Here is a 25,781-nt window from a genome sequence, read left to right on the forward strand (position 1 = left end):
CCGCTTGCAGGGTGGGAGGCTGCTTGCAGGGGGTGGGCAGCTGCTTGCAGGGTGGGAAGCGCCCTGGGGCGCGATCGCTCACCGAACCTCGATCACCTTCATGTAACCCCCATCCGAAACGCTGACCACCGAGCGCCGGTGGCCCTGCATCTTCACCGCGTCGTCCACCGAGGCGCCGATCGCAGAAGCGGTCTCGGCCACGCCCACCGGCTTGTTGCCGCGACGCTTCTGCTTTCCCGCGAAGCGGGCGTGGTTGTAGCCCGACCAGCTGGTGAATACGACGGCACAGGCGATGGCCACGATGAGGATGACGTTGATATCGCCGCCGTCGCCGATCGGACCGAGCACGTGCAACTGCAACCAGGCGCTGCGCACGCCGAACGCCCACGCGCCCAGGGTGAGCAAGGGCAGCCACAGGAAGACCCAGAACAGCCAGGCGAAGATGGTGACGGTGGTGAACACCGCCTTTTGCGCCTTCGATTGACGTTCGGGCCGCTGGATGAGGATGGCTTCGGCTTTCATCGCAGTCCCCTGTCCGGGCTGACCCAGACCGCGCGCGTGCCCTTGCGTTTCAGCAAGGCCTTGGGCATCGCGACGATCGAGGTCGCCGTGTTGAGCAGCCAGTACACCAGCGGGTACCAGATCATCCAGTAGTAGTTGCGGCCGATGCGCGTCTCGTAGCGACGGTCCACCAGCAGGCTGATGAGGAACTGGAGCAGGCAGATCGCGCCGAGCACCACGCCATGCCATTGCGGCAGCAGCGTGTCGATGTACAGCGACGGCGGCAGCTCGATAAAGCGACCGAGCAACCAGAGCACGATGATGATGGCCATGGTGTACGACCAGAGCAGGCTCATCACGTATTCGAACGCTACAGGCCACATGCGCCGCTGGCGCCACTTGAAAAGTTTCGTCGTGTAGCGCAGGAGGACCTCGGACCCTCCCTGGGCCCAGCGCAGGCGCTGCTTCCACAGGCCGCGAAGCGTTTCCGGCATGAGGATCCAGCACAGCGCGTTCGGCTCATAGCGGATTTCCCAATGGCGCATCTGCAACCGCCAGCTCACGTCGATGTCCTCGGTGACCATGTCGGTGTTCCAGTAACCCACGTCGTGCAGCGCGCTCTTGCGGAAACAGGCGATCACGCCGGATACCGTGAAGATGCGCCCATACACGCGCTGCGCACGCTTGATCAGGCCGATGATCGAGGAGAACTCGCCGACCTGCAGCTTGCCCAGCAAGGTGGAGCGGTTGCGGATGCGCGGGTTGCCCGTGACCGCGGCGACGCGCGGGCTTTCGAGCATGTGCATCATCATCCAGTGCGTGGCGTAGTCGTCGAGCAGGGCGTCGCCGTCGACGCAGACAAGGAAGTCCGAGCGGGCGGCGAGCGCCGCCGCGCGCAGGCCCATGGCCTTGCCCTGGTTGCTCGACATGTGGATCACGCGCAGGGCGGGGTACTGCTCCATCAGCTGGTCGAGTTGCGCGCCGGTGTCGTCGGTGGAACCGTCGTTGATCGCGATGATCTCGAAGTTCGGGTATTGCTGCGTGGCGAGGTGCGCGATGGTCTCGCGTACCTGGTCGCCCTCGTTGTGGCAAGGCACGACGAGGGTGACCATCGGATAAGAGGGCAGCACGTGCGGTTGCACGCGTGCCGGCTCGCGGCGCTCCCAGCGCACGAAATAGATGATGCCGCCGCTCATCCAGATGAGCGACATCACCAAGGGATAGTAGAAGGCGAACTCGAGTAGCGCGTGCAGGATGCCGCTGTTCATCGCGCGGGCTCCCGGTAAGGATAATCGGCCGCCGAGATATAGGGACGCATCGCTTCCAGGGCGGGATGGTCGTGGACGAAGTCGTCCGGGTAGTAGCCGATGTGGCGCGCACCCGCGGCCTGCACCGCGCGCATGCGCGCGGCGAGGTCGCGATCGGCGATCGGCTGGTGCGTTCGCCAGTCTCGCGTGGCGAACTCGAACAGCGTGCGCTCCATGGCCCCCGGCGTGGCGTTCACCTGCGCGACGAGCTTGCGGTACCAGCCCAACCGGTCGGCTTGCCGGTCGAGCTGAGGCATGGCCATGATCGCGGTCATGTCGTAGGCGTTGTTGAAGGCCGGCAGCGCCTGCGCGAACCAGGCTTCGGCCTTCGGTTGCAGGATCGGCCGTGCGTAGATGTTGCGCGCGGTGAGTAACTGCGGGCGCCAGCGTTTCATGCGCTGGGCCAGTTCCAGGGTGAAATCGATCAACGCCTGCGTGTTCTGCGCCGGCGTGTTCCTGGCCCAGGGGCCGAGGTTATCGGTATCGCGCAGGTAGGCGTCGTCGGAGAACAACACGCCGGCTTCGTCGGTGTGCATCGCCAGGTCTTCGTAGACGTCGCCGATCAGGCCACGCACCGTGGCGTCGTACGGCGCCAGGCGGTAGTGATCGCCGCCGGGCTTGGGTTCGCCCGCTAGCGAGGGCAGGTCCTTGCCGTTCGGGAAACGGAAGGCCAACACCGGCATCCATGCATACACGCGAACGCCGGCGCGGGTACGCAACTGCCACGACACGCGCGAGAAGAGATCGGCGCGCACCGGCAGGTGGCGGTTCGGAAAATACACGGCATCGGCCACGCCGTCGCCGTCGGGGTCCGCATAGGCCTGCAACCACACCACGCTCGGATGCATGCGCTTGATCCGGTCGAGCAGGTGGGACAGGTTGCGATCCTGCTGGGCGGGATCGGGATCGTAGACGTAGTCGAGATCGACCTGCACGGCACGTATCGGGTCGACTCGCGTCTGGTGGCGCATCAGCCAGCCGAGGCGGTTGGCGGTGACGTTGCCGCTGACCAGCAGTCGCGGAATCGTGCGCCCCGGGACCAGGTTGGGCAGGGTGTCGCCGAGGCTGAAGGTCACCGTCATGCCCAGTTCGCCCGCGATATCGCGGCCTACCTGGGTATACGCGCCGTACGGCCACGCGATCGCTCGCGGCCGCACGCCGATGTGCTTCTCGATCTCGTCCGCGCTGTGTGTAAGGTCGGTGCGGATGCGATCCGCATATTCGCCGGCGGTTTCGTAACGCCGCTTCGCCGTGTCGTAGGCCAGAGCCGCCGCCGTGGGCAGCAGGTTGCCCTGCGGATTCGCGTTCAGGCCCTGGTGCATCTGCCAGGAGTGCGAAGCGAACTCGACCAGGTGGGAAGCATGCATTTCCGCGACCTGCTCCCAGGTCAGAAAGCACGAGCGGTCGCAATCGGCGCCGTTGTAGGGCATGCGTTGCCCCGGTGCCATGTCCATCCAGGAGCCCACCAGTGCCTGCACCGCGGGGTAGTTATAGGCCCGCAACAGGGGATAGACGCGCGTGTAGAAGCTTTCCAACCCGTCGTCGAAGGTCAGCAGGACGGCGTTGGCGGGCAGCGGAGCACCGCCATGGCTGGCTTGCACGACCTGGTCGAGACTGACGACGTGGTAACCGTTGGCCTTGAGCCAGTCGAAGTGGGCGACGAGATGGTCGGTGCTGGTGGCGTCGGGATCGCGATCGGCGGTCAGGCCGACGTCGTCGCGGACGTCATGGTAGGCGAGCACGATGAGGCGCGGCTGCACGGATGCGGCCGGCTGCGCGAACGCAGGAAGCGCGAGCCCGAGCAGGGCAAGCAGGATCAACAGCGGGCGCATCGTACTCATTCTCCCCAGTGCATCGTCAGGTCGAGGACGACGCGGTGTTCGCGACGGCCGTCGTAAGGTTGGTTGTGCCAGCCGATGCCCCAGCCGAAATGCACGCCGGGGCCGGTCTGGATCGTCTGGCCATAACGTACGGTGGCCATCCAGTCGGTGGCGAAACCTTGTTCGGCGTACTGGCCCACGGCCACGTCGATGCGCTGGGTCACGCTTCGCTCGTAGAACTGGCCGAGCAGGTTTTCCAGCCGGCCGGTGACCGCATAGCTGTGATCGCGGCGCGGATTGAAGTAGGGACGGTCGGTTCGCGTGTTCATCGAGCCGCCGAGTTCCAGGCCGCCATCGAGGGTGAGGTTCGGCGCCGTGTGCAGGCGCTGCGTCAGCGTGGCGAGCCAGCCGCTGCGTTTGTTGCCGTCGCTGAAATCGTCGCGCGACAGGCCGAGCCGGGCCTGGGTGAGTTCGCTGGCACGCCAGGTCACGGCGGTATCCAGCGTCTTCGCCGAGATGCCGTAGTACTGCGCACGCAGCGGGGTATCTTCGCCGGCGGTGCTGAAATCGGCGGCCCACGACCAATGATCGCTCAGCGACCAGTCGAAGCCGGCTTCGATCGCCGTCTTGTCCACGTAGCTGTCGGTCGCGGGCAGCGCCTGCACGTACGCTTCGAGGCCACGGGCGTAGCCACGGATGCCGAAGCCCACGCGACTGCGCCGCACGTCGCCCTCGGGCAGGTCCGCGGTCGAATAGCGGCCGAGCGCGATCACGCGCCAGTGGTCGTCGATGAGCGGGCTGGCGATGGTCGCCTGGGTGGTGCCGTCGCGATCGCCGAAGTCGGGGCTGGAGCCCTTGCCCTGTTCGGTGCCCAGGTCGAACTGCCACCCGCGTTCGCGATCCCATGAGCGCAGCGCGCGCTCGACGCGGCCGTTGCGGTCGGCCAGGGTCTGCGCGAGGGCGAGGTTCTCGTCCACGCCCTCGTAGTCGTTCAGCGCCCGGCTTGCGTCGGCCTCGCCGATATACGCACCGACATCGCGGCGGTCGAGCGTGCCGGCGATGTTGAAATCGTCCTGCGCGCGGCGGGGCCAGCCACGGGCGAGTTCCACCATGCCCAGTTCGCGGCGGATCTGCGAATTGGCCGGGGCTTCGCGGCTGAGCGGTTCCAGCCGGGCATACGCTTCCGCCGGCATGTTCACGTACTCGCGCAATGTCGCGGCGTTGAGGTCGGCGTCGACCTTGCGCGCATTCTGGATCGGCAGGCGGATGCCGGGCACGCGCTCCCACGCCGGTTCCTTCGCGGCCAGGTCGTCGATCGTCCTGAACGCCTTCGCCGTCTCGCCCGCCTCGAGGTAGGCGTACATCAGGCCGATCCGCGGTTCGCTTTCGTTGGCGCCGTAGGGGCCGGGGTCCTTCGCGATGCTCGCTTCGTAGAGGGTGGCGGCTTCGGCCGGCCGGCGTTTCACCAGCAGGGCGTCGGCCGCGGCGCGTTGGACATAAGGAGGCAACTCGACGCCTTGCTTGCGCAGGGCGTCGTAACGCGAGACGGCCTCGTCGGCGAGGCCGGCGCGATCCAGCGCGACGAGCAGGTCGAGTTCCGCGCGTTGGCGCAAGCCGGCGGGCAGCGCAGGGTCGTCGGCCAGGCGGCGTGCGTCGGCGACCGCGCGATCGGCTTCGGCGTAGGGATGGGTGGGATCGGCGGGTTCGCCGTCGGCCCAGCGTATTTCCTGGGCGACGTGGTCGGCGTCGCGGCGGTGCGTCGCGGCGGCATCCGGAGCCGGCCGCAGTTTTTCCGCCAATTCCTTGGCGCGCGTCGTTGCGCCCAATTCCGTCAATAACGTGACGTTGAGCGCCTGCGCCTCACCATCCGCGGGCCAGCGGTCGAGGATCGCCTGGCAGAGGGCGAGGGCGTCCACGCGGTGGCCCGCATCCCGCTCCTGGTGCAGCCTGGCCATCAGCGCATCGCGCTCCGCGGGCTTGTCGGCGGCCACGGCCAACGGTCCGTGCAGTGCCAGCAGCAATGCCAGGCACAGTCGTCCCCTTGCCACACGCCTGTTGCGCGGAGCTGTCATCGAATTCCGTCCCATCCTGTAAACATGATCCCTAACGGCCGTTCCGGATGGTCATTACCGGCACGGGGTGAAAAGAAGAACGGTATTTTCGCTGCAAGCACCATGCCGAGGGTAGCCGGCACCGCGAAAAGGCATGCCGGCCATCGCGGCTAGGCCGAAAGGCATAGCCTCGACGCAAACTCCATCATCGTCTGTCGACGTGGCGTGTGCGCCCGCGGCGCGCTCAGGTCCGGGCGGACTCGATGGGCAGCAGCAGGGTCGCCGCCAAGCCATGCGCCGTATTGCCCAGCACGACATCACCGCCGTGGCCGCGCACGATGCTGCGCGCGGTGGGCAGGCCGAGGCCGACGCCGCCGGTGTTCCGGTTTCGCGAGCTCTCGCCGCGGAAGAAGGGACGGAACACGGTCTCCTGAAGCGGCTCGGGAATGCCCGGCCCGTTGTCGAGGATGCGCAGTCGCACGTGCTCGATGTCCGTGTCGAGTTCGACGTGGGTCTGGCCGCCATAGCGCATGGCGTTCCCCAGCAGGTTCGCGATGGCTCGCTTCAGCGCGATCGGGCGACCTTCATAGATCAACCGGGCAGGGCCGGCGTAGGTCACCTCGCCACCTTCGTCGCGGCCGTCATCGATCACGGTCTGGACCAGCTCGGCGAGGTCGAAACGGGTGGGAGCCTCTTCCTCGCCGTCGCCCCGGAAGAAGGCGAGGGCGGCGTCGATCATGGAGCGCATTTCGTCCACGTCGGCGAACAGCTTGCGCTGTTGTTCGGGCTCGTCGATGTATTCGCCGCGCAGGCGGATACGCGTGAGCGGCGCGCGCAGGTCGTGGGAGATCGCCGCCAGCATATCCGTGCGGTCGCGGACGAACCGCTGGATGCGCCCCTGCATCTCGTTGAAGGCCCGCATGGCCACTCGCAGCTCCATCGGACCCTCGGGACGTATCGGCGGCGCCTTCACGTCGGCGCCGAAACGTTCGGCGGCCGCGGCGAGCCGACGCATGGGCCGGGAGAGGTGGCGGCTGGCCACCGCGGCCACGACCACGCTGGAGAACATCACGAACAGCCCGATCACCAGGTAGCGCGTGTAAGGGTGGACGCCCCAGATGCGCGTGGCGGTGTCGAAAGTCAGCCAGCTGCCGTCGTCCATTTGCACGGCGAGCATGTAGTGGGTCTGTCCGGAGCGCCCCTCGGGATCGTCGTCATGCGGGTCGAAGGCTTCCATTCGCCGGTGCCCGAGTATCTCCACCAGTGGCTCCTTGAACGATGTCGCATCCTGGTCCGAAGCCGGCATCGGCACCTGGTCACGCGATGCATACCAGTGCACGCCGTATTCCTCGTGATCCGAGATCGCGGCGGCCATGCGTGGCCGGTCGGCCACGGGAGTGGCGTCCACGGCCTTCAACATGATGCCCATCTGCTTCAAGAGTCCGCTCCGGACGATATCCGGTCGGGCCCAGACGCTGGCGAAGGCGATGACGGCGACATTGAGCAGCGCCACCATGAGGATGGCGAAGACGATGTTCACCATCAGCCAGCCGGCGAGCGTGTTCAAGCGCCAGTTGAAGACGCTCATGTGCTCTCCACCGGCACGGCGAACATGTAGCCGGCGTTGCGGATGGTGCGGATCAGTTCCGGTGCCGCGCTGTCATAGCCGAGTTTGCGGCGCAGGCGGCTCACCTGCACGTCGATGCTGCGATCGAAGGCTTCGTGGCGGTTGCCGCGCGCCAGGTCGATCAGTTGCTCGCGCGTGAGCACGCGCTGCGGATGCTCGACGAAGGCCAGCAGGAGATCGAATTCACCGCCGGACAACGGGACGAGGGTGCCGTCGCCCGCGCGAAGCTCGCGACGCGCGACGTCGAGTTGCCAGCCGGCGAAGCGCACGGCCACGCGCGTGCCCGTGGCCGGGCCTGGCAACGCGGCGTCCGCGCGACGCAGGATGGCACGCACGCGCGCCAGCAATTCGCGCGGATCGAACGGCTTCGCCAGGTAATCGTCGGCGCCGACTTCCAGGCCGACGATGCGCTCGGAGGTGGCGCTGGTGGCGGTCACCATGATGATCGGCAGCGATGACTTCGCGCGCACGCGCCGGCATAGCGACAGGCCGTCCTCGCCGGGGAGCATGAGGTCCAGTGTCATCAGGTCGTACGTGCCACGGGCCAGTCGTTCGTCCATGGCCACGCCGGACGAGGCCACGTCCACTTCGAAGCCATTGCGTTCGAGGAAGCGCCGGAGAAGGGCACCGATTTCCTCGTCGTCGTCCACTACCAGGATGCGTCTCAAGCCCGTCGGTCTCGTTGCGAAAATACCGTCGTTATAGCCGCTGGAGTGCGCCAAGTCATTTATTTCACGGTCGAAACAATATGTCGCCACCGCAGGAAAACAGACAAATCGAAGCAAACGTCCATGGGCACGCTTGTCACACCTCTTCCCATCAGGTGCCACGATGCGTCTGCCCGTCCTCGTTCGTTCCCGCCTGCGCGGCCGTCCACGCGACCCTTCCATCGAGGCGATCGCGATCGCCTCGCGCCTCGAGCCCGATCCCACGCTCCGCGACGATTGGTTCCACCATGATCCCATCCACGAACTTCGCGGCCTGACCGCGGAACGCGCCATCGCTTCGGGCAAGGCCGGCGAACTGGTGCGGTTGTTGCGCTCCATCGAAGCGGGGAGGCGCGGACGATGACGCGTCGCTTCTTCTCCGTGGCGATGGGTGGCTTGCTTGCCGTGCCGGCCGTCGCACTGGCCGCCGAGGATGCCGGTTCCTCGTGGGCGCTCGGTGCGGGTTTCGGCGTGGTGCGCCGGCCGTACAAGGGCATGGATAACGACACCGTGGCGTTCCCTTTCATTCGTTATGAAAGCCAACGGCTCAACATCCTCGGCACCGGCGCCGACTTCAAGTTCGCCCCGGTCGGCGCGTTCTCTTTCCGCCTGCGCGCTCGCTACGACTTCGGCGATGGCTACGATGCCGGCGATTCCTCGTTCCTGCGCGGGATGGCCGACCGCAAGGGTGGATTCCGGGCGGGTGCCGCCGTGGTCTGGCGACCCGGTCCGGTGGAGATGTCGCTCGACTGGCTGGCAGGCCTGGGCAGCGCCAAGGGAAAGAAAGCCAGCCTGAGCTTGGGGGTGCCGCTCCACGCCGGTCCGCTGCGAATCACGCCCTACGTCGCCGCCGGATGGGTCGATCGGACCTATGCCACCTGGTATTTCGGCGTCCGCTCGTCCGAGGCGCGTCCCGGTCGTCCCGCCTATGAGGCGGATGCGACGGTGAACGTCTCGGCCGGCGTTCGTGCTGAGTACCCGTTCGCCCAGCGCCATGCCTTGTTCCTGGACGTGAGCGGCACGCGCTACGGAAGCGAGATTCGTGACAGCCCCATCGTCGACCGGTCGAACTCGACGATGGTCCGGGTCGGCTACGCCTACCGGTTCTGACGCGTCAGGGGTTGACCGAGGCCTGCAATGCGGCGGCCAGGCCGGCGTCGCCGCTCAGTACGTCCTTCCAGGCAAGCGAGACGCCGTTTCGCTTGCCCTTGGCTACCAGTTTCAGGCCGTCGGGGTCGATGGTGAGGGTATAGGCCTGGCCATCGACCTCGAGTTCGCGTTTGAGCGGTTTATCCAGCGGGGTCATGGATCGGACTCCTTGGAAGGGGCCCCAAGCATGTGGCCAGCTTTGTCTGGGACCGGTGTAGGCGGCCCAAAAAGGGAAATTAGGGTATATTGGCCCTCAAGCCCCTCCGGAGTGCCGCCATGGCCATGACCCTCAAGCTCGACGCCATCGAAGACCTTCCGCATACCGCCGCTTCCGACGTGAAGAAGCTCGGCTGGCGCGGCGTGATGCGGGCGATCGGCCGCGCGGGGAAAGTGGTGGTGACGAACCACAGCGAGCCCGAGGCGGTGATCCTCTCCGCGGGGGAATACGAGATCATCATGCGCGCGCTCAACGATGCGGGGTCGCGGCACGAGTCCGCGCTCGACGCGCTTCGCCACCGCTTCGATGAACGCCTCGCCTCGCTACAGGCCGACGATGCCGGCGACCGCCTGCGTTCCCTCATGCGCGGCCGGACGACGTTGGTTGGCAAGGTCAAGGCCGGGGACACGCATTGAAGGAACGCCCCGTCCTCTACGTGTTGGCGGGAGTGAACGGCGCGGGCAAGAGTTCCATCGGCGGTTACCGCCTGCGAGAGGCCGGACTCGACTGGTTCAACCCGGACACCTTCGCACGCGAGTTGGTCGCCGACACCGGATGCGCGCAGGTGGAAGCGAACGCCGTCGCATGGAGCGAAGGCATGCGCCGCTTCGACGATGCGATGGCACGTGGCACGACTTACGCTTTCGAGACCACGCTGGGCGGTAACACGGTTCCCGCGAAGATCGCCGCCGCCGCGCGGACGCACGATGTACTCATGTGGTTTTGTGGACTGTCGTCGCCCGAGCGGCATATCGCCCGTGTCGCCGCGCGCGTCGCCGCCGGCGGGCATGACATTCCGGAAGCGAAGATCCGCGAACGCTACGTCGCGGCGCTGGAGAACCTCATCGCGCTGCTGCCGGCGATCACCTTGCTGCAGGTGTACGACAACAGCGTGGATGTCGCGCGTGGCGAAGCGATTCCCGATCCGCTGTTCATCGCCGAGATCGCCGATGGCCGCTTGATCGGCCCCACCGACATCGATGCGTTGCGGCGCACGCCGGAATGGGCGAAGCCCGTTCTCGAAGCGGCGCTTTCCTCATGAGCGCCGAGGGCGGCGCATGGGAAGTGGGCGCGGCCTTCCTCAAGCTCGGCCTCACCTCGTTCGGCGGCCCGGTCGCGCACCTGGGTTACTTTCGTCGCGAATTCGTCGAACGGCGGCGCTGGCTCGACGAGGAGCATTTCAGCCAGTTGCTCGCGCTCTGCCAGTTCCTGCCGGGGCCGGCCAGCAGTCAGCTCGGTTTTTCGATCGGCTTGCTTCGCGCGGGATGGACGGGCGCCATCGCCGCTTTCGTCGCCTTTACCTTGCCCTCCGTCCTTCTGCTGCTCGCCTTCGCCACGTTGAGCGCGTATCTGGCCGGGCCGCTGGGGCAAGGTGCGATCCATGGATTGAAGCTGGTCGCCGTGGCGGTCGTCGCCCATGCGGTGCTGGGCATGGGCCGTACGCTGACCCCGGATCGCACGCGCCTCCTGATGGCCGCAGCTGCCGCGGGCGCGATCGCGTTCGGCACGGGTCCCGCGATGCAGCTGGGTGTTGTGGTGTGTGGTGCCGTGCTCGGGCCATGGTTGTGCCGTGGCGTGCAGGCGCGGCAAGGCGAGACGTTCCCGCTGGCCTATGGCCGGTCCATGGGTTTCGCCTTGCTTTGCGTGTTCGCGTCGTTGCTCCTGTTCGCCTTGATCGTCGCACCGGGCCTGTCGCCGCTGGGGCGGGTGGCTGGCGCGTTCTATCGCGTCGGTGCGCTCGTGTTCGGCGGCGGGCATGTCGTGCTGCCGCTGTTGAAGCAGGCCGTCGTCGATCCCGGCTGGATAGGCAACGACACCTTCCTCGCGGGCTATGGAGCGGCGCAGGCGGTACCCGGCCCGATGTTTTCCCTGTCCGCATTCCTTGGCTATCGCTTGCAAGGAGAGCAGGGCGGATTCGCCGGGGCGCTCGTGGGATTGATGTCGATCTTCCTGCCGGGCCTGCTGCTGGTGGCTGGCGCCTTGCCGTTCTGGCGCGCGCTGGCCATGCGTAACGACGCGGCGCGCATGCTCGCCGGCGTGAACGCGGTGGTGGTCGGCATGCTGGCGTACGCGTTTTACGATCCGGTGTGGATCAGCGCGGTGCACGATGTGCCGGACGCCGCCATCGCCGCCGCGGCTTTCGGCTTGCTCATCGCGCGTTGGTCGGCCTTGCCGGTGGTCGCGCTATGCGTGGCGGCGGCCGTGGCGCGCGTGGCGTTGGGCTGAAGGCGTCAAAGCAGCTTGCGGTACACGATGAAGCCGGACTTTTCCGCCACCTTGTCGTAGAGCTGCATGGCGTGCGTGTTCGTCTCGTGGGTCTGCCAGTAGACACGTCCCGCACCCGCCTTTCCGGCCTCGGTGTACACACGTTCGATCAAGGCGCGGCCGATGCCCGTGCCACGCGAGGCCTCCGTCGTGTACAGGTCCTGCATGTAGCAGTTGTCGCTCGTGCTGGTGGTGGTGCGATGGAACAGGAAGTGCGCCAGGCCGAGCAGCTGGCCCGAGCGCTCGGCGACCAGGGCGTGCATGGGTTCGGCGGTATCGAGGAAGCGTGCCCAGGTCGCCAGCGTGATGGGTTCCGGTAGCGCTGTCGCTCCTTCCCGGCCGTAGAACGCGTTGTAGCCGTCCCACAGGGGTTTCCAGGCATCGAAGTCCCGGTCGGTCACGTACCTGATCGTGAGGGGCTCGGCCATGTTTTCACCTGGGAGGGTTAGGGTGCCTTCATGATGCCGCGTTCGCTGAACGTTTGGGGCAACGGCATGGGCAGGGCGGCTTGGGAGGTGCGGCTGGTGGAAGCCCAAATCAAAATGCCCGGCTGATGACAGTCGGGCATTGATTCTTGGTGGAGCGGAGGAGGATCGAACTCCCGACCTTCGCATTGCGAACGCGACGCTCTCCCAGCTGAGCTACCGCCCCACACGAGCGGGGCATGTTAGCAGGGCTTCCGGCGGTCGCCAAGAGGGGTTTCAGGCGCGCAATTGCGAGATGAAGGCGCGTGCCATGGGGCCGGGAAGGCTGTCCTTGCGGTAGACCACGTGCATCGGCAGCGTCATGTTGCGGGTGTTGTAGCCCTCCACTTCCAGGGTGACGAGCGTGCCCTCGTCGAGCTCCTTGCGCACCATGTGCAGCGGCATGTGACCCCAGCCCAGCCCGGCGACGAGGAAGGCGTGCTTGGCGCCCATGTCGGCCAGGCGCCAGATCAGCGGCGAGACGACGCCGAAGCTGCGGCCATCCGATAGCGCGGTGCGGTCGGTGAGGACCAGTTGCACGTGTTTTCCGGCCGTGTCCTTGTCGACCTCACCCTTGATCGCGGCCAGCGGATGCATCGGCGACGCGACAGTGGTGAAGGGAAGGTCCAGCAGCGGTTCGGCGCGCACCTCCTCGGGTATCAATGGCAGCGAGCCGACGATGCCGACCCGGCAAGTACCGTCGACGACTGGCTGGATGACGCCGCCCAGCGCTTCCACGTAGAGCCGCAGCGGCGTGTGTGGGAAGAATTCACGGCAATAACCGGCGGCACGGGTGACACCGTGCATGGGATACATCACGTCGATCGCCACCGACAGCTCGGGCTCCAGGCCTTCCTTCATCGAGCGTGCGCGTGCCTTGAAGCTGTCCATGCCGTCGGCGACGCCGCGTGCGTCGCGGAGCAGGGCGTGTCCGGCTTCCGTCAGTCGCGGGTAGCGCTGGCTGCGATCGAACAAAGGGACGCCCAATTGGGCCTCCAGGTTCAGAAGCGTCTGGCTAACGACCGATTGCGCGCGACGCAACTTGCGCCCCGCCGCGGAGAAGCTGCCTTCCTCGGCGGCGGCGATGAAGGTCCGGAGTTGGTCGAGGGTGACGCCGTCAAGCATATGTATCGTTAAATAAGATGGATTCCATCGAAATATAAAGGCTATTCGGATACTTCGCCACCGTCTAACCTCTCTCCCATACCACCTACACACGTATCCACCGAGGATATTTATGAGCGGCAATGTCGAAACCCCTGTACTCAAGAGCACCACCGAACTGGTGGGACGCCTCCTTCTCGTCGGCCTGTTCCTGCTCTCCGGGTTCGGCAAGATCGCGGCCTATGCGGCGACGGCCGGCTACATGACCGCGATGGGCGTACCGTCCGCTGTGCTGCCCCTGGTGATCGCGACCGAGGTTCTCGGCGGAATCGCCATCCTGCTGGGTTGGAAGACCCGCATCGTCGCCGTCCTCCTGGCCGGGTTCACCCTTCTCACCGGCATCGTCTTCCATCACGACTTCGCCGATCAGATCCAGACGATCATGTTCATGAAGAACGTCTCCATCGCGGGTGCCTTCCTCCTGCTTGCCGCCAACGGCGCCGGCCGGTTCAGCCTCGACGCCCGCACGCGTCGTCTTTCCTAAGCGAATCCAGGAGGCACAGCCATGAACTACGCCATCATCGGGTCGGGCGCCATCGGCGGCGCCCTCGCCACCCAGTTCGCCCGCAGCGGTATAGCCGCCGTCATCGCCAACCGCCGCGGCCCGGATTCGTTCCACGAAGACTTCACCACGCGGGTCACGCCGGTCGATATCGATCGTGCGGTCGATGCCGGCATCGTGATCCTTGCCGTGCCCTTCGACGCGGTGGCCGATGTCGCGGCGCTGCGCCCCGACTGGTCGGGAAAGATCGTGGTCGACGCCACCAACGCCATCGAGTTTCCGGCGTTCCGGCCGCGCAACCTCGGCGGCCGTCCATCCACGGCTATCGTGCAGGCTTCGTTCCCCGGCGCACACGTGGTCAAGGCGTTCAATACCTTGCCGGCACCCGTACTCGCCGAGGACCCCCGGCGAGACGGTGGTAACCGCGTGATCTTCGTCTCGGGGGATCATGCCGAGGCGAACGACACCGTGGCCGAGCTTGTCGCCTCGCTGGGATTCAGCCCGATCGTCCTGGGCAAGATCGCCGACGGTGGATTGCTACAGCAATTCGGTGGCGCGCTGATGGTGCAGGACCTGTTGAAGCAGCGCTGAGAACGGTTGGAGCAGGGAAGGCCGCCGGGCGCCTCGAGAAGGGCGCCGGCGGTTCTTTCGTTACGGCAGGAGCGCCGACAAGCGCTCGAAGAGGACCTCGCGCCGCCAGCCTTCCAGTGCTTCGGGCCATGCGCCGGTCATGACGAATTCCTCCATCGAGCGTCGGGCGCAAAGCAGGCCCGGCGGGAGGTCGAGCTGGGTGGCGAGGGTGTCGATGGCGCTGCGCATCTCGTTGATGGTCCGCTTCGCTTCGCCCATGGGATGACCGACGACCGGGGCCGTGGCCGCGACCTCGTCGCTATCCACGGGGCGTCGCAGCAGCTCGAAGAGTTCCTGCCGCTGCGCGGATCGCAGGGCACGCGTGCCACGGGTGCGTTCGTCGAGGTGGGCTTGCGTGCCGGGGATGTTACCGGCGAGGTCCAGCGCCTGGATATCCTCCAGGAGCCACGAGCGTGGCTTGTCCAGTTCGCGCGCCGTGGTTTCGCGCCAGCGCAGAACGCGGCGGAGCAGGGCCTGCTTCTCCGCCGGCCATTCGCTGGCCGCCTTGAACCCGCGTTGCGGTTGCGGATCGCCTTCACGATGGCTGGCACGGCGCTTCATGCGCGCGCAATCCTCGGCATGCCAGCCGGCGCGGCCGCGCTCGTCCAGGCGTTGGGCCAGGATGGCGTGCACGGGATGCAGATGGACGACATCCAGCGTGGCGTAGAGCTTTTGCGATTCGGTGAGCGGACGCTGCAGCCAGTCGCTGCGCGTTTCGCCCTTGTCGAGTTCGGCGCCGACCAGCTCGGCCACCAGCGCGCGGTAACTGATGCCCAGGCCCATGCCGACGAAGGCCGCCGCGATCTGCGTGTCGAACAACGTATGCGGGCCGTCCGGCAGGCAAGGCGACATCGCTTCCAGGTCTTCGCCCGCGCTGTGCATCACGGTGACCACGGGCTGCGCGGCGAAGGTCGGCGCCAGCGCATCGGCCAGGGGCACGGCGAGGGGATCGATCAACGCGTATCGCCCTTCGTGGGCGAGCTGGAGCAATGCCAGCTGGGGATAGAAGGTATTGCGCCGCATGAATTCCGTGTCGAGCCCGACGACCGCGGCGGGGCCGATGGGGGCGATCCAGGCGTCCAGCGCCTCGCGGCGGTCGATCCAGGGGGCGTCGGGAGCGAGTTCGCTCGATGTCATGCAGGCGTCCTTGTTGAACTCGGGAGCGCGCCGACGTTCGTGTTGCCCTGCCGCGCGCGATTCCCTAAGGTGGCAGCGCACGATAGCAGGCCTGCACGGAACCGCCCACCATGCCGAATAACGAGACCGTCCGCCGACAGCGCGCCATTGGCGGCGCGTTGGGCGTTGCCGTGCTCGCGTTCGCGCTGTTCTACCATTTCTTCCCGCAGGCCCTGCACGTCCAGCCCACGCAGAACACCTCGCGTTCGCCGCTGCGCGGGCAGCCCACCGTGATGGGCTTCGACCAGCGTCCGCAAGCCGCGCCGCCGGCGGTGGTGTCCGAGATCGACGCCGGGCCACCGATCATGCTCGCCCCGGCCTCGGTGATCGCCGCGCGCCGCCGCGAGAAGACCAACGAGATCGAGCTGCCCGCGCAGAAGACGCCGGATTCGCCGGAACTCACGGCCTTGCTCGATCGAGCCGACAAGGCGTTGGCGGTCGATCGGCTGGTGGGCGGCAAGGACAGTGCCGCCGTGCTCTTCACCAGCGCGCTCAAGGAAAAAGCGGATAGCCAGCGCGCCTTGGAGGGCATGAACGAGGTACGTGCGCGCCTCGCCGCGGAGATCGAGCAGGACATCGCCCTGGGTGACGCCGACGCCGCGCGCGAATCGCTGGCGGCGCTCAAGTCGCTTCCGTCCAGCGCCAAGGACGCCGCGCCGTTGCAACAGAAGCTGGCCGTGCTCGACAAGGTCCGCCCGTTGCTCGGCAAGGCCGCCGCGCAGTTGCAGGCAGGCAAGGCCAGCCAACCGCGTGGCGACAGTGCGCTGGATACCTACCGCGACGTGCTCGAACTCGATCCGGAGAACGCCGTGGCCGAGCAGGGCATCACGACCGTGCAGCGCAGCGTGCTGGACAAGGCGCTCGCGGCCGTCGCGCAGAACGATTTCGCCGCCGCCGACGCGGCACTGGCGGAGGCCGCCACCATCGCGCCGGAATCGCAGGCGTTGCAGGACACGCGTGGCCGCATCGAGGGCATGCGCCGGCAGAGCGCCACGGCGATGCTCGCGCAGGCCCGTTCGGCCCTCGACGCCGGCAATATCGACCTCGCCCAGCAGCTGGCGGCCAAGGCGCAACAGGTGAGCCCCGACCTGGCCGGGATCGACGACTTCAACGAGCGGGTGACCAACGCGAAGCTGTATTCCAGCTACAAGCCGGGCCAGGTGTTCGCGGATCGCTTCGTCGACTCCACGGGACAGGCGCCGGCGATGGTCGTGGTTCCCACCGGCAAGTTCCTCATGGGTTCGCCCGACGGCGAGGCAGGGCACGACGCCGACGAGGCGCCCGTGCACGAGGTGCAGGTCGACAAGGGTTTCGCCATGGCGCGCAGCAGCGTCACCATCGGCCAGTTCCGCGATTTCGTGCGCTCGTCCGGCTACGTGCCACAGTCGCAGTCCATGGGCGGCGGCAGCGTGTACGACGAACAGAGCGGTGGACTCCGCGACGAGCCGTCGGTCACCTGGCAGGACGACTACGCGGGCAAGCCGGGACAGGAACGCTTGCCCGTGATCAACGTGTCGTGGAACGACGCCAAGGCGTACGCCGACTGGCTCTCGCAGCGCACGGGCAAGAAGTACCGCCTGCCGAGCGAGGCGGAATTCGAATATGCGCTGCGCGCCGGCAGCACCACCCGCTATTGGTGGGGCGATGGAAATCCCGGCTCGCGTATCGAAAACCTCACCGGTGGCAACGATCGCTCCGGGTCGGGCCGGCGCTGGAGCAACGCGTTCCAGGGTTACAAGGATGGTTATTGGGGACCGGCGCCGGTGATGAGCTTCACGCCCAATCCCTTCGGTCTCTACGACATGGGCGGCAACGTCTCGGAATGGGTGGCGGACTGCTGGCATGACAACTACATCCGCGCGCCACGCACGGCCGAGGCGTGGGTCAACCCCGGTTGCAGTCGCCGCGTGATTCGTGGCGGTTCCTGGGGCAGTGCCCCGGACATGGTCCGCTCCGCGTATCGCCAGGGAGCATCGGCCGACCTGCGCAACGCCCGCGTCGGTTTCAGGATCGTCCGCGAACTCTGAGCCCGGCGTGCCGGCGCCGGGGCGGGATGGTATTCTTTGTGGACTCTTCGTTCCATAAAGGCCCTCGCATGGCGCGTCCGCGTGAATTCGACCGGGATACGGCCCTGCAACGGGCCATCGAAACCTTCGCCATGCACGGTTTCGAAGGCACGACCACGCCCATGTTGCTGTCGGCGATGAAGATCGGGCGTCAAAGTCTCTACGACACCTTCGGCGATAAGCGGAGGCTGTATCTCGAGGCGTTGCGCCGTTACTCGGAAGACAGCGTCGGGGCCACGCTTTCGGCGATGTTCGCCAGCGAATCGGTGCTCGACGGCATCGAGCATGCGCTGCTTCGTTTCGGCGAAGAGGCGGCAACGGGTACCGGGCAGGCCTGTCTTGGCATCCATGCGGTGACCGAGTTCGGCACCACCGCTCCCGACGTGGCGGCGGTGACGGCGGATGTGAAGGCGCGAACGCTGCTCGCGTTCGAAAGCAGGATTCGCGATGGCGTCGCCCGTGGAGAGCTGGCAAAGACACTGGACCCCGCGGAAGCGGCGCACTTCCTTCTCGCGACCTTGTCAGGCCTCAAGGTGGCGGCACGGGGTGGCGCATCGGCAGGGATCCTGCGCGGCGTCGTCAGGGTGGCACTGGGCGCGCTGGCGCCTCGCTAAAATAGTGGACTGATAAGTCAAGTATTTGATAGACTATGCGGCACGTGCCTCTCAAGGCACGTATCGCGCGACCGGGAAGGGGCAAAAGCCCCTTCTTTTCCCTCTATTTATTGACCAATCATTCCATAACAAGGCATGTCATGACCATCCAGTTTCTCGAGGGCAAGTCGGCGTTCGTCACGGGCGGTTCCCGCGGCATCGGGGCGGGCATCGTCCGCTCGCTAGCGGCGGCAGGTGCCCATGTGACGTTCACTTATGCCAATTCGCCCGGCGCCGCCCAGGCGTTGGTGGACGAGGTGCGCGCGGCGGGTGGGAAGGCCGAATCCGTTCGTGCCGATAGCGCCGACGAAGCGTCGCTGGTCAGCGCGATCGACGATGCCGCCAGGACGACCGGTGGCCTCGACATCCTGGTGAACAGCGCGGGCGTGCTCGTGTATGCCACGCTCGACGACACCTCGCTGGCTGACTTCGATCGACTGTTCGCGATCAACGTGCGTGCGGTCTTCATCGCCTCGAAGGCGGCGGCGGCGCATTTGCGCAGCGGAGGCAGCATCGTCAACGTCGGCAGCGTCGTGGCCGATCGCGCCGGCCTGCCGGGAACGTCGATCTACGGCGCCTCGAAGGGCGCCATCCAGGCGATGACGCGTGGGCTGGCCCGCGACCTGGGTCCGCGCGGCATCACGGTGAACAACGTGCAGCCCGGACCGATCGCCACCGACATGGTGACCGGCCATGAGGACATGCTGATCCCGATGCTCCCGGTGGGTCGTCTTGGCGAGCCGATGGAAGTGGGCGCGCTCGTCGCCTATCTCGCCGGTCCGCAAGCGCGTTACATCAACGGTGCCAGCCTCAGCATCGACGGTGGCTTCCTGAGTTGAGGCAGGCGGTCCGGCTCAGTAGCTGCCGAGCCGGACCTTGAGGAGCACGGGCTTGTCTGTGAAGTTGAGCCCGTAGTCGGTTTCGTCGCCATTCCACCAGCGGATCGATTTCCACCGACCCTCGACATAGCTGCCTTCCTCCACGCGCAGCAACTGGCCGTGACGCCCGTCCGCGTCGTCGCGGCTGAACTCGACGCGTGCGTCGAAGCCGGCCACCAGGTACTCGTCCGCGCCGAGCGGCACGAAGAGCACGTGCCCGGTCGCGTCGGGCGTGCCCGGCAGTTCGGCGGGCGCATCGCCCCAGCGGGGTGCGCCGTAGGAGACATCGGCGTGCCAGTGGTTATCCAGTGCGACGGTTCGCTTCGGCTGCCCGCGTTGTTCCACGGAAGCACGCAACGTACCCCTGTAGGCGGCGGCCGCGACCTGTTCATTGATCGCGTCCACGAGCGCGAAGTTGCGCGCATGTGCCTGGGTGGCCTTGCGGCGCTCGGGCGTGTCCGGATCGTTGTCGACGCCGAAGACGGAGAAGCCGATGCCACCGTTCGCCAGCACGTGGAACAGGTAGGGCGCGTTGCCGGCGTCGTAGCCGGTCTCGGAGATCCATGGCGGGTTGTCGGTGCGCGTGTACTGGCCGACCACCTTGGTGAACTCGTTGTAGTCGGTGCTGTAGAGATCGGTGCCGATGAGGTCGATGTGCGGTGCGCTGGCTTTCCACAGGTCCAGGACGTTCCACGTGGCGCCTCCGCTGGGATAGTCGTTGCCGGGGAGGTGCTTGCCCTTGTAGCGAAGCCAGGTGTTGACGTACATCGGCAGCGGGTAGACGGCCTTGCCGGCCGACGCCACCTGATCGATGTATCGCGCGATGCCATAGGCGTTGAACTGCTCGTCGGCGTCCGCGCCGAATACCTCCGTCCATGTCTTGCCGGCCGGCTTGCCGAGTGCCTTCGCCAGGTCGGCGGGCACGTTGCCACGGAAGGCCTCTTCGGCGGCGGGTGAGTGGTCGCGAACCGTGCCGATGGCGCCCGGCTCGTTCTCCACCTGCACCATGATCACCGTATGGCGGTCGCCATCGATGCGTTCGATATGCGCCATCAACGCGGCGAACGCGGCCTTGTCGGCTTCCAGGTTGGAGGTGGCCAGGGTCGAAAGGTCGTCGACCGGCTGGCCGTGCTCGTCCAGCACGCGTGGGTAGCGCACGGGATCGGACTTGATCCATTCCGGAACGTAATGCATCTGCCCGTTCTTCCAGCTGCCGAACCACAGGATGACCAGGCGCAGTCCGTGCGCTCGCGCGCCTTCGACCAACGCATCGACATGGCGGGTGTCGAACCGACCCCTGGCCGGCTCGAACTGTTCCCAGTAGACCGGCGCTTCCAGTGTGTTCGGATGCAGGGCCAGCACGTCGTTCCATACGCCCGGCAGCATGTCGGGCCAGGCGCTGGAGTTATGCAGCTGTGCCGCCAGCACCGTGTAGGGCCGGCCGTCCACGAGCAGGGCGTGGCGGCCCTGTTCGTGGACGACACGCGGCATGGACGTGGCGCGCGCTGCCGACGACGCGGCGATGGCCAGCCAGAGCATCGCTACCAGGAAGAGCAAACGCCTCAAAACGACACCGTCGCGCGCATCCAGTAGAAGCGCCCCAGCAGGTCGTAGGTGGCGACGTCGGTATTTGCATTGGTTGTGTTGTTCGCGTAGTACAACGGCGGTTGCTTGTCGGTGAGGTTGTCCACGCCCAGCTCCAGCTTCGTGTGCCAGGGTTCGACGTTATAACCCACCTGCACGTTGTGGTAGACGTACGCGCCGATCTTGCGCTCGACACCGGCCTGGTCGTAGTCGGCGGAGAGACCCTGGCGGAGATCCGCGTTGCCGATCTGGCTGCGGCCCACGTAGCGCAGGCGCCAGGATGCGCTCCAGTCGCCCTGCGACCAGTTCAACGTGCCCAGGGCGCGCCAACGGGGGAAGTTGCCGTAGCTGTAGGTGAAGATGCCCGCGTTGTGGATCACGACCGAGCTGGGATCGGTGGTGTCGGGATTGATGTCGTAACGCTTCATGTAGGTGCCGTTGAGGCTGGCGGTGAAGCGTCCGTAGCGGGTCTCGGGCAGGCGATAGGTCGCGGCGAAATCGGTACCGGCGGCCCAGAGCTTGCCCAGGTTCACGGTGGGCTCGGCCACGTAGTTGATCGTGCCATTGCCGTTGCGATGGATCAGCGCGCAGAAGGCGCTGGCGGGATTGGCATAACACTGGTTGAGCACGGTCTGCGCGGAAACCGTGGAGATCGTGTCCTTCAGGTTGATCTTCCAGCTGTCTACGCTGAACGACAGGCCTTCCAGCCAGTGTGGATCGTAGACCAGGCCGATGTCGTACGAGCGCCCCGTTTCCGGTTTCAGCTGGTAGCCGGCTACTTCCGAACCGGATGCCTTGCCCGATATCTGGCCATCCGCCTGGCGATAGCTGCCGTCGGTGGGCACGTTGGCACAGGCGGCATCGTGACCGCCGGTGTAGCCGTTGCAGGGATCGTTCACCGTGGCGGCGTCGCCGGCCACACCCGCATAGAGTTCACTGGTGTTCGGTGCGCGGAACACCTCCGACACGGTACCGCGCAGGAGCAGGTCCTCCACGGGACGCCACTCCAGCGATACCTTGCTGTTCGTGCTGCTGCCCACGGTGCTGTAGTCGGACCAGCGCGTGCCCACGGTGAGGTTGAGGGAACGTATGCCGGGCAGGTTGGCCAACAGGGGAATCAGGGTTTCGGCGTAGGCCTCCTTCACATTGAAGCGGCCGGCCAGGGTGGATGCGCAATACTCGATCACGCCGCAGAGGCCGTTCTCGTCGGCGGTCCACAAGGGATCGGCGCTCGTGGACGTGCTTTCCTTGCGATACGACAGCCCGGTGGCGAGGCTCACCGTGCCGGCCGGCAAGTCGAACAGGTCACCGTTGGCGTTCGCCTCCAGCTGCTTCACGGTATAGACGCTGCCCACCGAGGGATTCACCACCATCGATTGCAGGTTGGACAGGCCGGAGGGATCGTTGATGTTGAAGATGTTCAGCGGCGTACAGCCGGCGATCGCGTTGCCGGCCGTGCCGCAGCGTACCGTGCCATCCGTATCCATGAAGGATGGGCCGACCGCCTGGTTGAACTTCGCGTAATCGAGGAAGCCGTAGTTGATCGAATCCTGGCGCACGCGGCCATAGTTGATCGAGGTGTCCCACTGCCATGAACTGTCGCCGAAACTTCCACGCAGGCCGGGATTCACCTGGAGGTTATAGGTGTTGTACTGATAGCGCCGGTTGCCGAGCACGGTGAGGCGCGTGTTCAAGTCGTTCGTGGACGTGCCCGTGGCGCGGTCGGTGCCGAAGTCCACGCCGAACGGGTTGTAGTAGCTGTTGGCCGAGGCGAGGAAATTGTCGCCGTTGGCGAAGATCGGTATCGGCGCGATCACCGACGAGGATTTCGTCTTGCTGAAGTAGCTGTTGACGTAGGCCTGCACGTAGTCGTTGAACTTGTAGTGGCCGAGCAGGAAAGCGTTGGTACGCTTCTGCGGCGTTTGCAGCAGGTTGTATGGCTGGTAGTTGTATGAGTCCGAGCCGGTGTAGCAATGGAAATCGCCTGGTCCCGTCGCGCCGGTCACGCCGGGGTTGAGGGTCACGCGCGAGCAGCCGTTCGAGCTGGCCAACGCCTTCGAGGCGGCCGAACCGTCGTTGAAGTTGACCGAGCCGGTCGGCGTGGCCGACGAACCCTGTTTCACCGAGGCGCCGTCGATCAGGTACAAGGCATCCTTTGAGTAATTGCGCGCATCGGCCGAGACGGCGTCGATGTCGCTGTAGGACAGGCCGGCGATCACGCCGTAGTCCTTGCCGGTATGGCCGGCGGTCAGCGAGAAGTTGCGGCGATTGCCGTCACTGCGCTTGCTGGTGCCGAAGTCGCTGGAGACTTGCACCCCGTCGAAATGGTCGCGCAGGATGAAATTGACCACGCCACCGATCGCATCCGAACCGTAGATCGCGGACGCACCGTCGCTGAGCACCTCGATGCGATCGATCATGTTCGCCGGAATGGCGTTCACGTCGTTGTAAGCGAGGCGGATGCCGTTGACGAGCACGAGGGTGCGCTTCTCGCCGAGGCCACGCAGCGAGACGGTGGAGGCGCCCGTGCCGCCGCCGTTGTTGGTGTTCGGGTTGGTGGCGTTACCCGCGATGGAGGGCAGTTCCTGTACGAGGTCGCCGAGGGTGGCCTTGCCGGTGGCCTCGATGGCGGCGCGATCGAGGGTGACCACCGGGTTGGCCGTCTCGACGTCGACGCGGCGGATGCGCGAACCGGTGACGGTGATGCCTTCCAGGTCCTTGGCCTTGCTGGTTTCGGCGGCCTCGCCACCAGCGGCGTCCTGCGCATGCAGTGATCCGGCACCGCCGATGAGACCGATGAGGAGGGCCGCACGTACGGCTTGGCCCAGCACGTGGCGGGGCGTGTGGTCGGGCGAATCGCTATGGCGCTGGTGCATGGCTTCCCTCGTTGGCGGTGGGCGTACGGAAGACGGGCGAGTTCGCTCGGCGCTCGGCATGGGACCGATCGCTCAGGGGCGCGGCAGGACCGCGACCTCGGGAGTTGGAATGCGATCGCGCGGCCGCGCGATCGCAGGGGCTCAGTTCGCGCCGTCGGCAGGCATGTCCGCCTGCCAATAGACGGCGTAGCGTTCGCCCTGGATCTGGTGCAGCGGGATCACGGACAGCATGCCGTCGCGCGTGTTCGCGCGGAACGTCAGCGGTTCGTCGGCCGGCGTCAGCCAGTCGAGTCGGTCCGGTCCGTCCATGGCGATGCGGGGTGCGGCTTGGGCTTTCGGTTCGGGCGACGGGCCCGCGTCGTACCTGCCGTACTGCTGGTCGTGCGTCAGCCCCTTGCTGCCGAGCCGCGCGGCGAGTACCAGCGGACCATAAAGCACGGCCTGGAGGCTGTCGTCGCCGGGCAACGGCATGGCGTGCAGGCGCATCGGCAGGGTGATGGTGAGGCGATCCCCCGTCTGCCATTGGCGCTTGAGGGTCAGGTAGCTTCCGGGCGAAGCGAAGACATCCAGTGGCGTGCCATTCAACGCGACGCTGGCGCCCGGCGCGATCCAGGAAGGAATGCGCAGGTTCACCGCCAGTTCGCGGGGCTGGTCGAGCGTGAACTCGAACGCGCTGGAGGGTTCCTTCGGGAATCCGGTGCGCTGGACCAGGCGCAAGCCACGTTCGGGCCAGCGCAGCTCCGAGGCGATGTAGAGGTTCACGTGCAGCTCGTCGTCGTCATGCGCGTAGATGGCGTCGTTGAAGCGCGCGAATTCCTCGGCACCGGACCCGGTGCAGCACCAGAACGAATCGGTCGGCGAGTTGTAGAACTTCGCGCCACCCGGTTGCAGCGAGTAGTAGTAGAGCTTCATGCCCTGCGCATCCTGGGTACCCAGGCGCGCGTTGTAGAGGGTGCGCTCGTAATAGTCGAAAGCGCGCGGGTCGCCATTCCACGCGTAGACATGGCGGGTCAGCTTCAACAGGTTGTAGGCGACGCAGCACTCGGCGGCATACAGGCCGAGTTGGCCCTTCAGGTCACCAGGGCCGGTCTTCCAGAACTCGTCGTTGCTGGAACCACCGGTCGCGTAACATCGGTTCTGCGTCACCGTTTCCCAGAAATACTCGGCGATGCGGCGGTAACGGGGTTCACCCATCAGCTCGTAGCGGCGCGCGGCGCCTAGCACCTTGGGAATCTGCGTGTTGCTGTGCAGGCCCTTCAACTCGTCGCGGTGCGCGGCCAGCGGCTCGAAAAGCGACGCCTGGTCGAAACGATGCGCGGCGTCCAGGTAACGGCTGTTGCCGGTGATGGCATAAAGGTCGTACATCGACTCGTTCATGCCGCCGTATTCGGTTTTCAGGATATGCGCGATTTCCGTATCGGAAAATCCGTTCAGCCAGCGCACGGTCCAGTTGCCGATGCCGGTGGCGACATCCAGTGCCTGGCGGTTGCCGGCGAGCCGGTACATGTCGAGCATGCCGGCCTGGATCTTGTGGATGGTGTAGAACGGCGCCCAGACCTTTTCGCCGCGGCTCAGCCGATCGAAGAAACTTTCCGGGAACGCGCTGAGGTAACCGTTGGATCGCTGGCAGGAAGCGAGGATGCCGACCAGTTCATCGCCACGCGCTTTCAGGACGGCATCGCCCTGGGCGGCCCAGGCCAACGCGGCGGCGGAAAGGTAATGGCCACCGCTGAAGTGGCCGCGCAGTTCGCAATCGGGTTTCTCCCAGCCGCCGAGCGGGACGGCGTTGGTGGGCTTGCCGGCTTGCACGAGGAAGGCCCGCGCGAGCCGGTCCACCGGCAGGCTGTGCAGGTAATCCAGGTTGATCGCGGCGGCGCGGCGGAAGTCGCTGTCCAGCAGGGTCACGCGGTCGAGTGCGAAGGCCTGCATCCGGTTGACGGGCTTGTCGCGCACGGCGGCGGTCGCGGTGCCGGCCGGATCGGCGATGTCGAAGGCGCGCAATGGAGTCGCCAGCAGGGCGCCGGCGAGCGTGGACGCGCTCGCCTTCAGGAAACGCCTTCTTCGATCGACACCTTGCATGCTTCTCCCCAACGTGATGACGCACATCCCCCGATGCACGCTTTCATCGTGCGGTCACATGACCG

The 25,781-nt window shown here is 66.3% G+C and carries 23 protein-coding genes and 1 tRNA gene; 10 read left to right on the plus strand and 14 right to left on the minus strand.

Annotated elements, in window-relative coordinates:
* Window positions 1-78: 78 nt before the first annotated feature.
* The 6 genes from pgaD to ACR9Y6_RS03915 form a co-directional block, all read right to left on the minus strand.
* Window positions 79-522, minus strand: coding sequence for a poly-beta-1,6-N-acetyl-D-glucosamine biosynthesis protein PgaD (gene pgaD / locus ACR9Y6_RS03890; RefSeq protein WP_481280077.1), 444 nt, complete (start codon window positions 520-522; stop codon window positions 79-81).
* On the minus strand, window positions 519-1,769 hold the full coding sequence (gene pgaC / locus ACR9Y6_RS03895) for a poly-beta-1,6-N-acetyl-D-glucosamine synthase (RefSeq protein ID WP_481280078.1): 1,251 nt from the start codon (window positions 1,767-1,769) through the stop codon (window positions 519-521). Before pgaC ends, pgaD begins: the two co-directional genes overlap by 4 nt.
* A complete protein-coding gene (pgaB, locus tag ACR9Y6_RS03900; RefSeq protein ID WP_481280079.1) occupies window positions 1,766-3,649 on the minus strand; it encodes a poly-beta-1,6-N-acetyl-D-glucosamine N-deacetylase PgaB in 1,884 nt (627 codons plus the stop codon). Before pgaB ends, pgaC begins: the two co-directional genes overlap by 4 nt.
* Window positions 3,646-5,700, minus strand: coding sequence for a poly-beta-1,6 N-acetyl-D-glucosamine export porin PgaA (gene pgaA, locus ACR9Y6_RS03905; protein WP_481280080.1), 2,055 nt, complete (start codon window positions 5,698-5,700; stop codon window positions 3,646-3,648). The genes pgaB and pgaA overlap by 4 nt, the downstream gene beginning before the upstream one ends.
* A 223-nt stretch (window positions 5,701-5,923) precedes the next feature.
* A complete protein-coding gene (locus ACR9Y6_RS03910) occupies window positions 5,924-7,267 on the minus strand; it encodes an ATP-binding protein (protein WP_481280081.1) in 1,344 nt (447 codons plus the stop codon).
* Entirely contained in the window at window positions 7,264-7,974 is a 711-nt protein-coding gene (locus ACR9Y6_RS03915) for a response regulator (protein WP_481280082.1), read from the minus strand. The genes ACR9Y6_RS03910 and ACR9Y6_RS03915 overlap by 4 nt, the downstream gene beginning before the upstream one ends.
* A gap of 163 nt (window positions 7,975-8,137) precedes the next feature.
* Between ACR9Y6_RS03915 and ACR9Y6_RS03920 the strand changes: the two genes are divergently transcribed.
* A complete protein-coding gene (locus tag ACR9Y6_RS03920; RefSeq protein WP_481280083.1) occupies window positions 8,138-8,377 on the plus strand; it encodes a hypothetical protein in 240 nt (79 codons plus the stop codon).
* Complete coding sequence (locus ACR9Y6_RS03925) at window positions 8,374-9,123, plus strand: MipA/OmpV family protein (protein ID WP_481280084.1); 750 nt, start codon at window positions 8,374-8,376, stop codon at window positions 9,121-9,123. Before ACR9Y6_RS03920 ends, ACR9Y6_RS03925 begins: the two co-directional genes overlap by 4 nt.
* A gap of 4 nt (window positions 9,124-9,127) precedes the next feature.
* Here ACR9Y6_RS03925 and ACR9Y6_RS03930 read toward each other — a convergent pair whose 3' ends face one another.
* Entirely contained in the window at window positions 9,128-9,319 is a 192-nt protein-coding gene (locus ACR9Y6_RS03930) for a hypothetical protein (RefSeq protein ID WP_371024038.1), read from the minus strand.
* Between the two features lie 119 nt (window positions 9,320-9,438).
* Between ACR9Y6_RS03930 and ACR9Y6_RS03935 the strand changes: the two genes are divergently transcribed.
* The 3 genes from ACR9Y6_RS03935 to chrA are packed head-to-tail and all read left to right on the plus strand — an operon-like array spanning window position 9,439 to window position 11,605.
* Entirely contained in the window at window positions 9,439-9,795 is a 357-nt protein-coding gene (locus ACR9Y6_RS03935; RefSeq protein ID WP_481280085.1) for a hypothetical protein, read from the plus strand.
* Window positions 9,792-10,421, plus strand: coding sequence for an ATPase (locus tag ACR9Y6_RS03940; protein ID WP_481280086.1), 630 nt, complete (start codon window positions 9,792-9,794; stop codon window positions 10,419-10,421). Before ACR9Y6_RS03935 ends, ACR9Y6_RS03940 begins: the two co-directional genes overlap by 4 nt.
* Window positions 10,418-11,605 carry a chromate efflux transporter gene (chrA, locus tag ACR9Y6_RS03945; protein ID WP_481280087.1) on the plus strand — a complete coding sequence of 396 codons (1,188 nt, stop codon included), beginning with the start codon at window positions 10,418-10,420 and terminating at the stop codon, window positions 11,603-11,605. The genes ACR9Y6_RS03940 and chrA overlap by 4 nt, the downstream gene beginning before the upstream one ends.
* A gap of 5 nt (window positions 11,606-11,610) precedes the next feature.
* Here chrA and ACR9Y6_RS03950 read toward each other — a convergent pair whose 3' ends face one another.
* From ACR9Y6_RS03950 to ACR9Y6_RS03960, 3 genes are all read right to left on the minus strand, one after another.
* Entirely contained in the window at window positions 11,611-12,072 is a 462-nt protein-coding gene (locus ACR9Y6_RS03950; RefSeq protein ID WP_481280088.1) for an N-acetyltransferase family protein, read from the minus strand.
* A 147-nt stretch (window positions 12,073-12,219) separates the two neighbouring features.
* Window positions 12,220-12,295 (minus strand) — tRNA-Ala (locus tag ACR9Y6_RS03955).
* Between the two features lie 50 nt (window positions 12,296-12,345).
* Window positions 12,346-13,233 carry a LysR family transcriptional regulator gene (locus ACR9Y6_RS03960; protein ID WP_481280089.1) on the minus strand — a complete coding sequence of 296 codons (888 nt, stop codon included), beginning with the start codon at window positions 13,231-13,233 and terminating at the stop codon, window positions 12,346-12,348.
* A 112-nt stretch (window positions 13,234-13,345) separates the two neighbouring features.
* Here ACR9Y6_RS03960 and ACR9Y6_RS03965 point away from each other — a divergent pair, with 112 nt between their 5' ends.
* Both ACR9Y6_RS03965 and ACR9Y6_RS03970 read left to right on the plus strand, forming a co-directional pair.
* Complete coding sequence (locus ACR9Y6_RS03965; protein WP_481280090.1) at window positions 13,346-13,756, plus strand: DoxX family protein; 411 nt, start codon at window positions 13,346-13,348, stop codon at window positions 13,754-13,756.
* 21 nt (window positions 13,757-13,777) lie between these two features.
* Window positions 13,778-14,365 (plus strand): NADPH-dependent F420 reductase, encoded by a 588-nt coding sequence (locus ACR9Y6_RS03970; RefSeq protein WP_481280091.1) that lies wholly within the window; start codon window positions 13,778-13,780, stop codon window positions 14,363-14,365.
* A 60-nt stretch (window positions 14,366-14,425) separates the two neighbouring features.
* Here the strand turns inward: ACR9Y6_RS03970 and ACR9Y6_RS03975 are convergent, their stop codons facing one another.
* A complete protein-coding gene (locus ACR9Y6_RS03975; protein ID WP_481280092.1) occupies window positions 14,426-15,541 on the minus strand; it encodes a ribonuclease D in 1,116 nt (371 codons plus the stop codon).
* A 110-nt stretch (window positions 15,542-15,651) separates the two neighbouring features.
* On the opposite strand from ACR9Y6_RS03975, the gene ACR9Y6_RS03980 reads away from it, so the two are divergent.
* The 3 genes from ACR9Y6_RS03980 (at window position 15,652) to ACR9Y6_RS03990 (ending at window position 19,138) form a co-directional block, all read left to right on the plus strand.
* Complete coding sequence (locus tag ACR9Y6_RS03980) at window positions 15,652-17,607, plus strand: formylglycine-generating enzyme family protein (RefSeq protein WP_481280093.1); 1,956 nt, start codon at window positions 15,652-15,654, stop codon at window positions 17,605-17,607.
* Between the two features lie 68 nt (window positions 17,608-17,675).
* Window positions 17,676-18,260 carry a TetR/AcrR family transcriptional regulator gene (locus ACR9Y6_RS03985; RefSeq protein WP_481280094.1) on the plus strand — a complete coding sequence of 195 codons (585 nt, stop codon included), beginning with the start codon at window positions 17,676-17,678 and terminating at the stop codon, window positions 18,258-18,260.
* Window positions 18,261-18,400: 140 nt separating this feature from the next.
* A complete protein-coding gene (locus tag ACR9Y6_RS03990) occupies window positions 18,401-19,138 on the plus strand; it encodes a 3-oxoacyl-ACP reductase family protein (protein ID WP_481280095.1) in 738 nt (245 codons plus the stop codon).
* Between the two features lie 15 nt (window positions 19,139-19,153).
* On the opposite strand, the gene ACR9Y6_RS03995 is transcribed toward ACR9Y6_RS03990, so the two are convergent.
* The 3 genes from ACR9Y6_RS03995 to ACR9Y6_RS04005 all read right to left on the minus strand — a co-directional run bounded on the left by ACR9Y6_RS03995 (window position 19,154) and on the right by ACR9Y6_RS04005 (window position 25,716).
* On the minus strand, window positions 19,154-20,716 hold the full coding sequence (locus ACR9Y6_RS03995; RefSeq protein ID WP_481282685.1) for a DUF5597 domain-containing protein: 1,563 nt from the start codon (window positions 20,714-20,716) through the stop codon (window positions 19,154-19,156).
* Between the two features lie 23 nt (window positions 20,717-20,739).
* Entirely contained in the window at window positions 20,740-23,637 is a 2,898-nt protein-coding gene (locus ACR9Y6_RS04000; RefSeq protein WP_481280096.1) for a TonB-dependent receptor domain-containing protein, read from the minus strand.
* A 141-nt stretch (window positions 23,638-23,778) separates the two neighbouring features.
* Window positions 23,779-25,716 (minus strand): glycoside hydrolase family 127 protein, encoded by a 1,938-nt coding sequence (locus tag ACR9Y6_RS04005; protein ID WP_481280097.1) that lies wholly within the window; start codon window positions 25,714-25,716, stop codon window positions 23,779-23,781.
* Between the last annotated feature and the right edge of the window lie 65 nt (window positions 25,717-25,781).

The organism is Luteibacter sp. TLI7-4A, assembly GCF_056754745.1.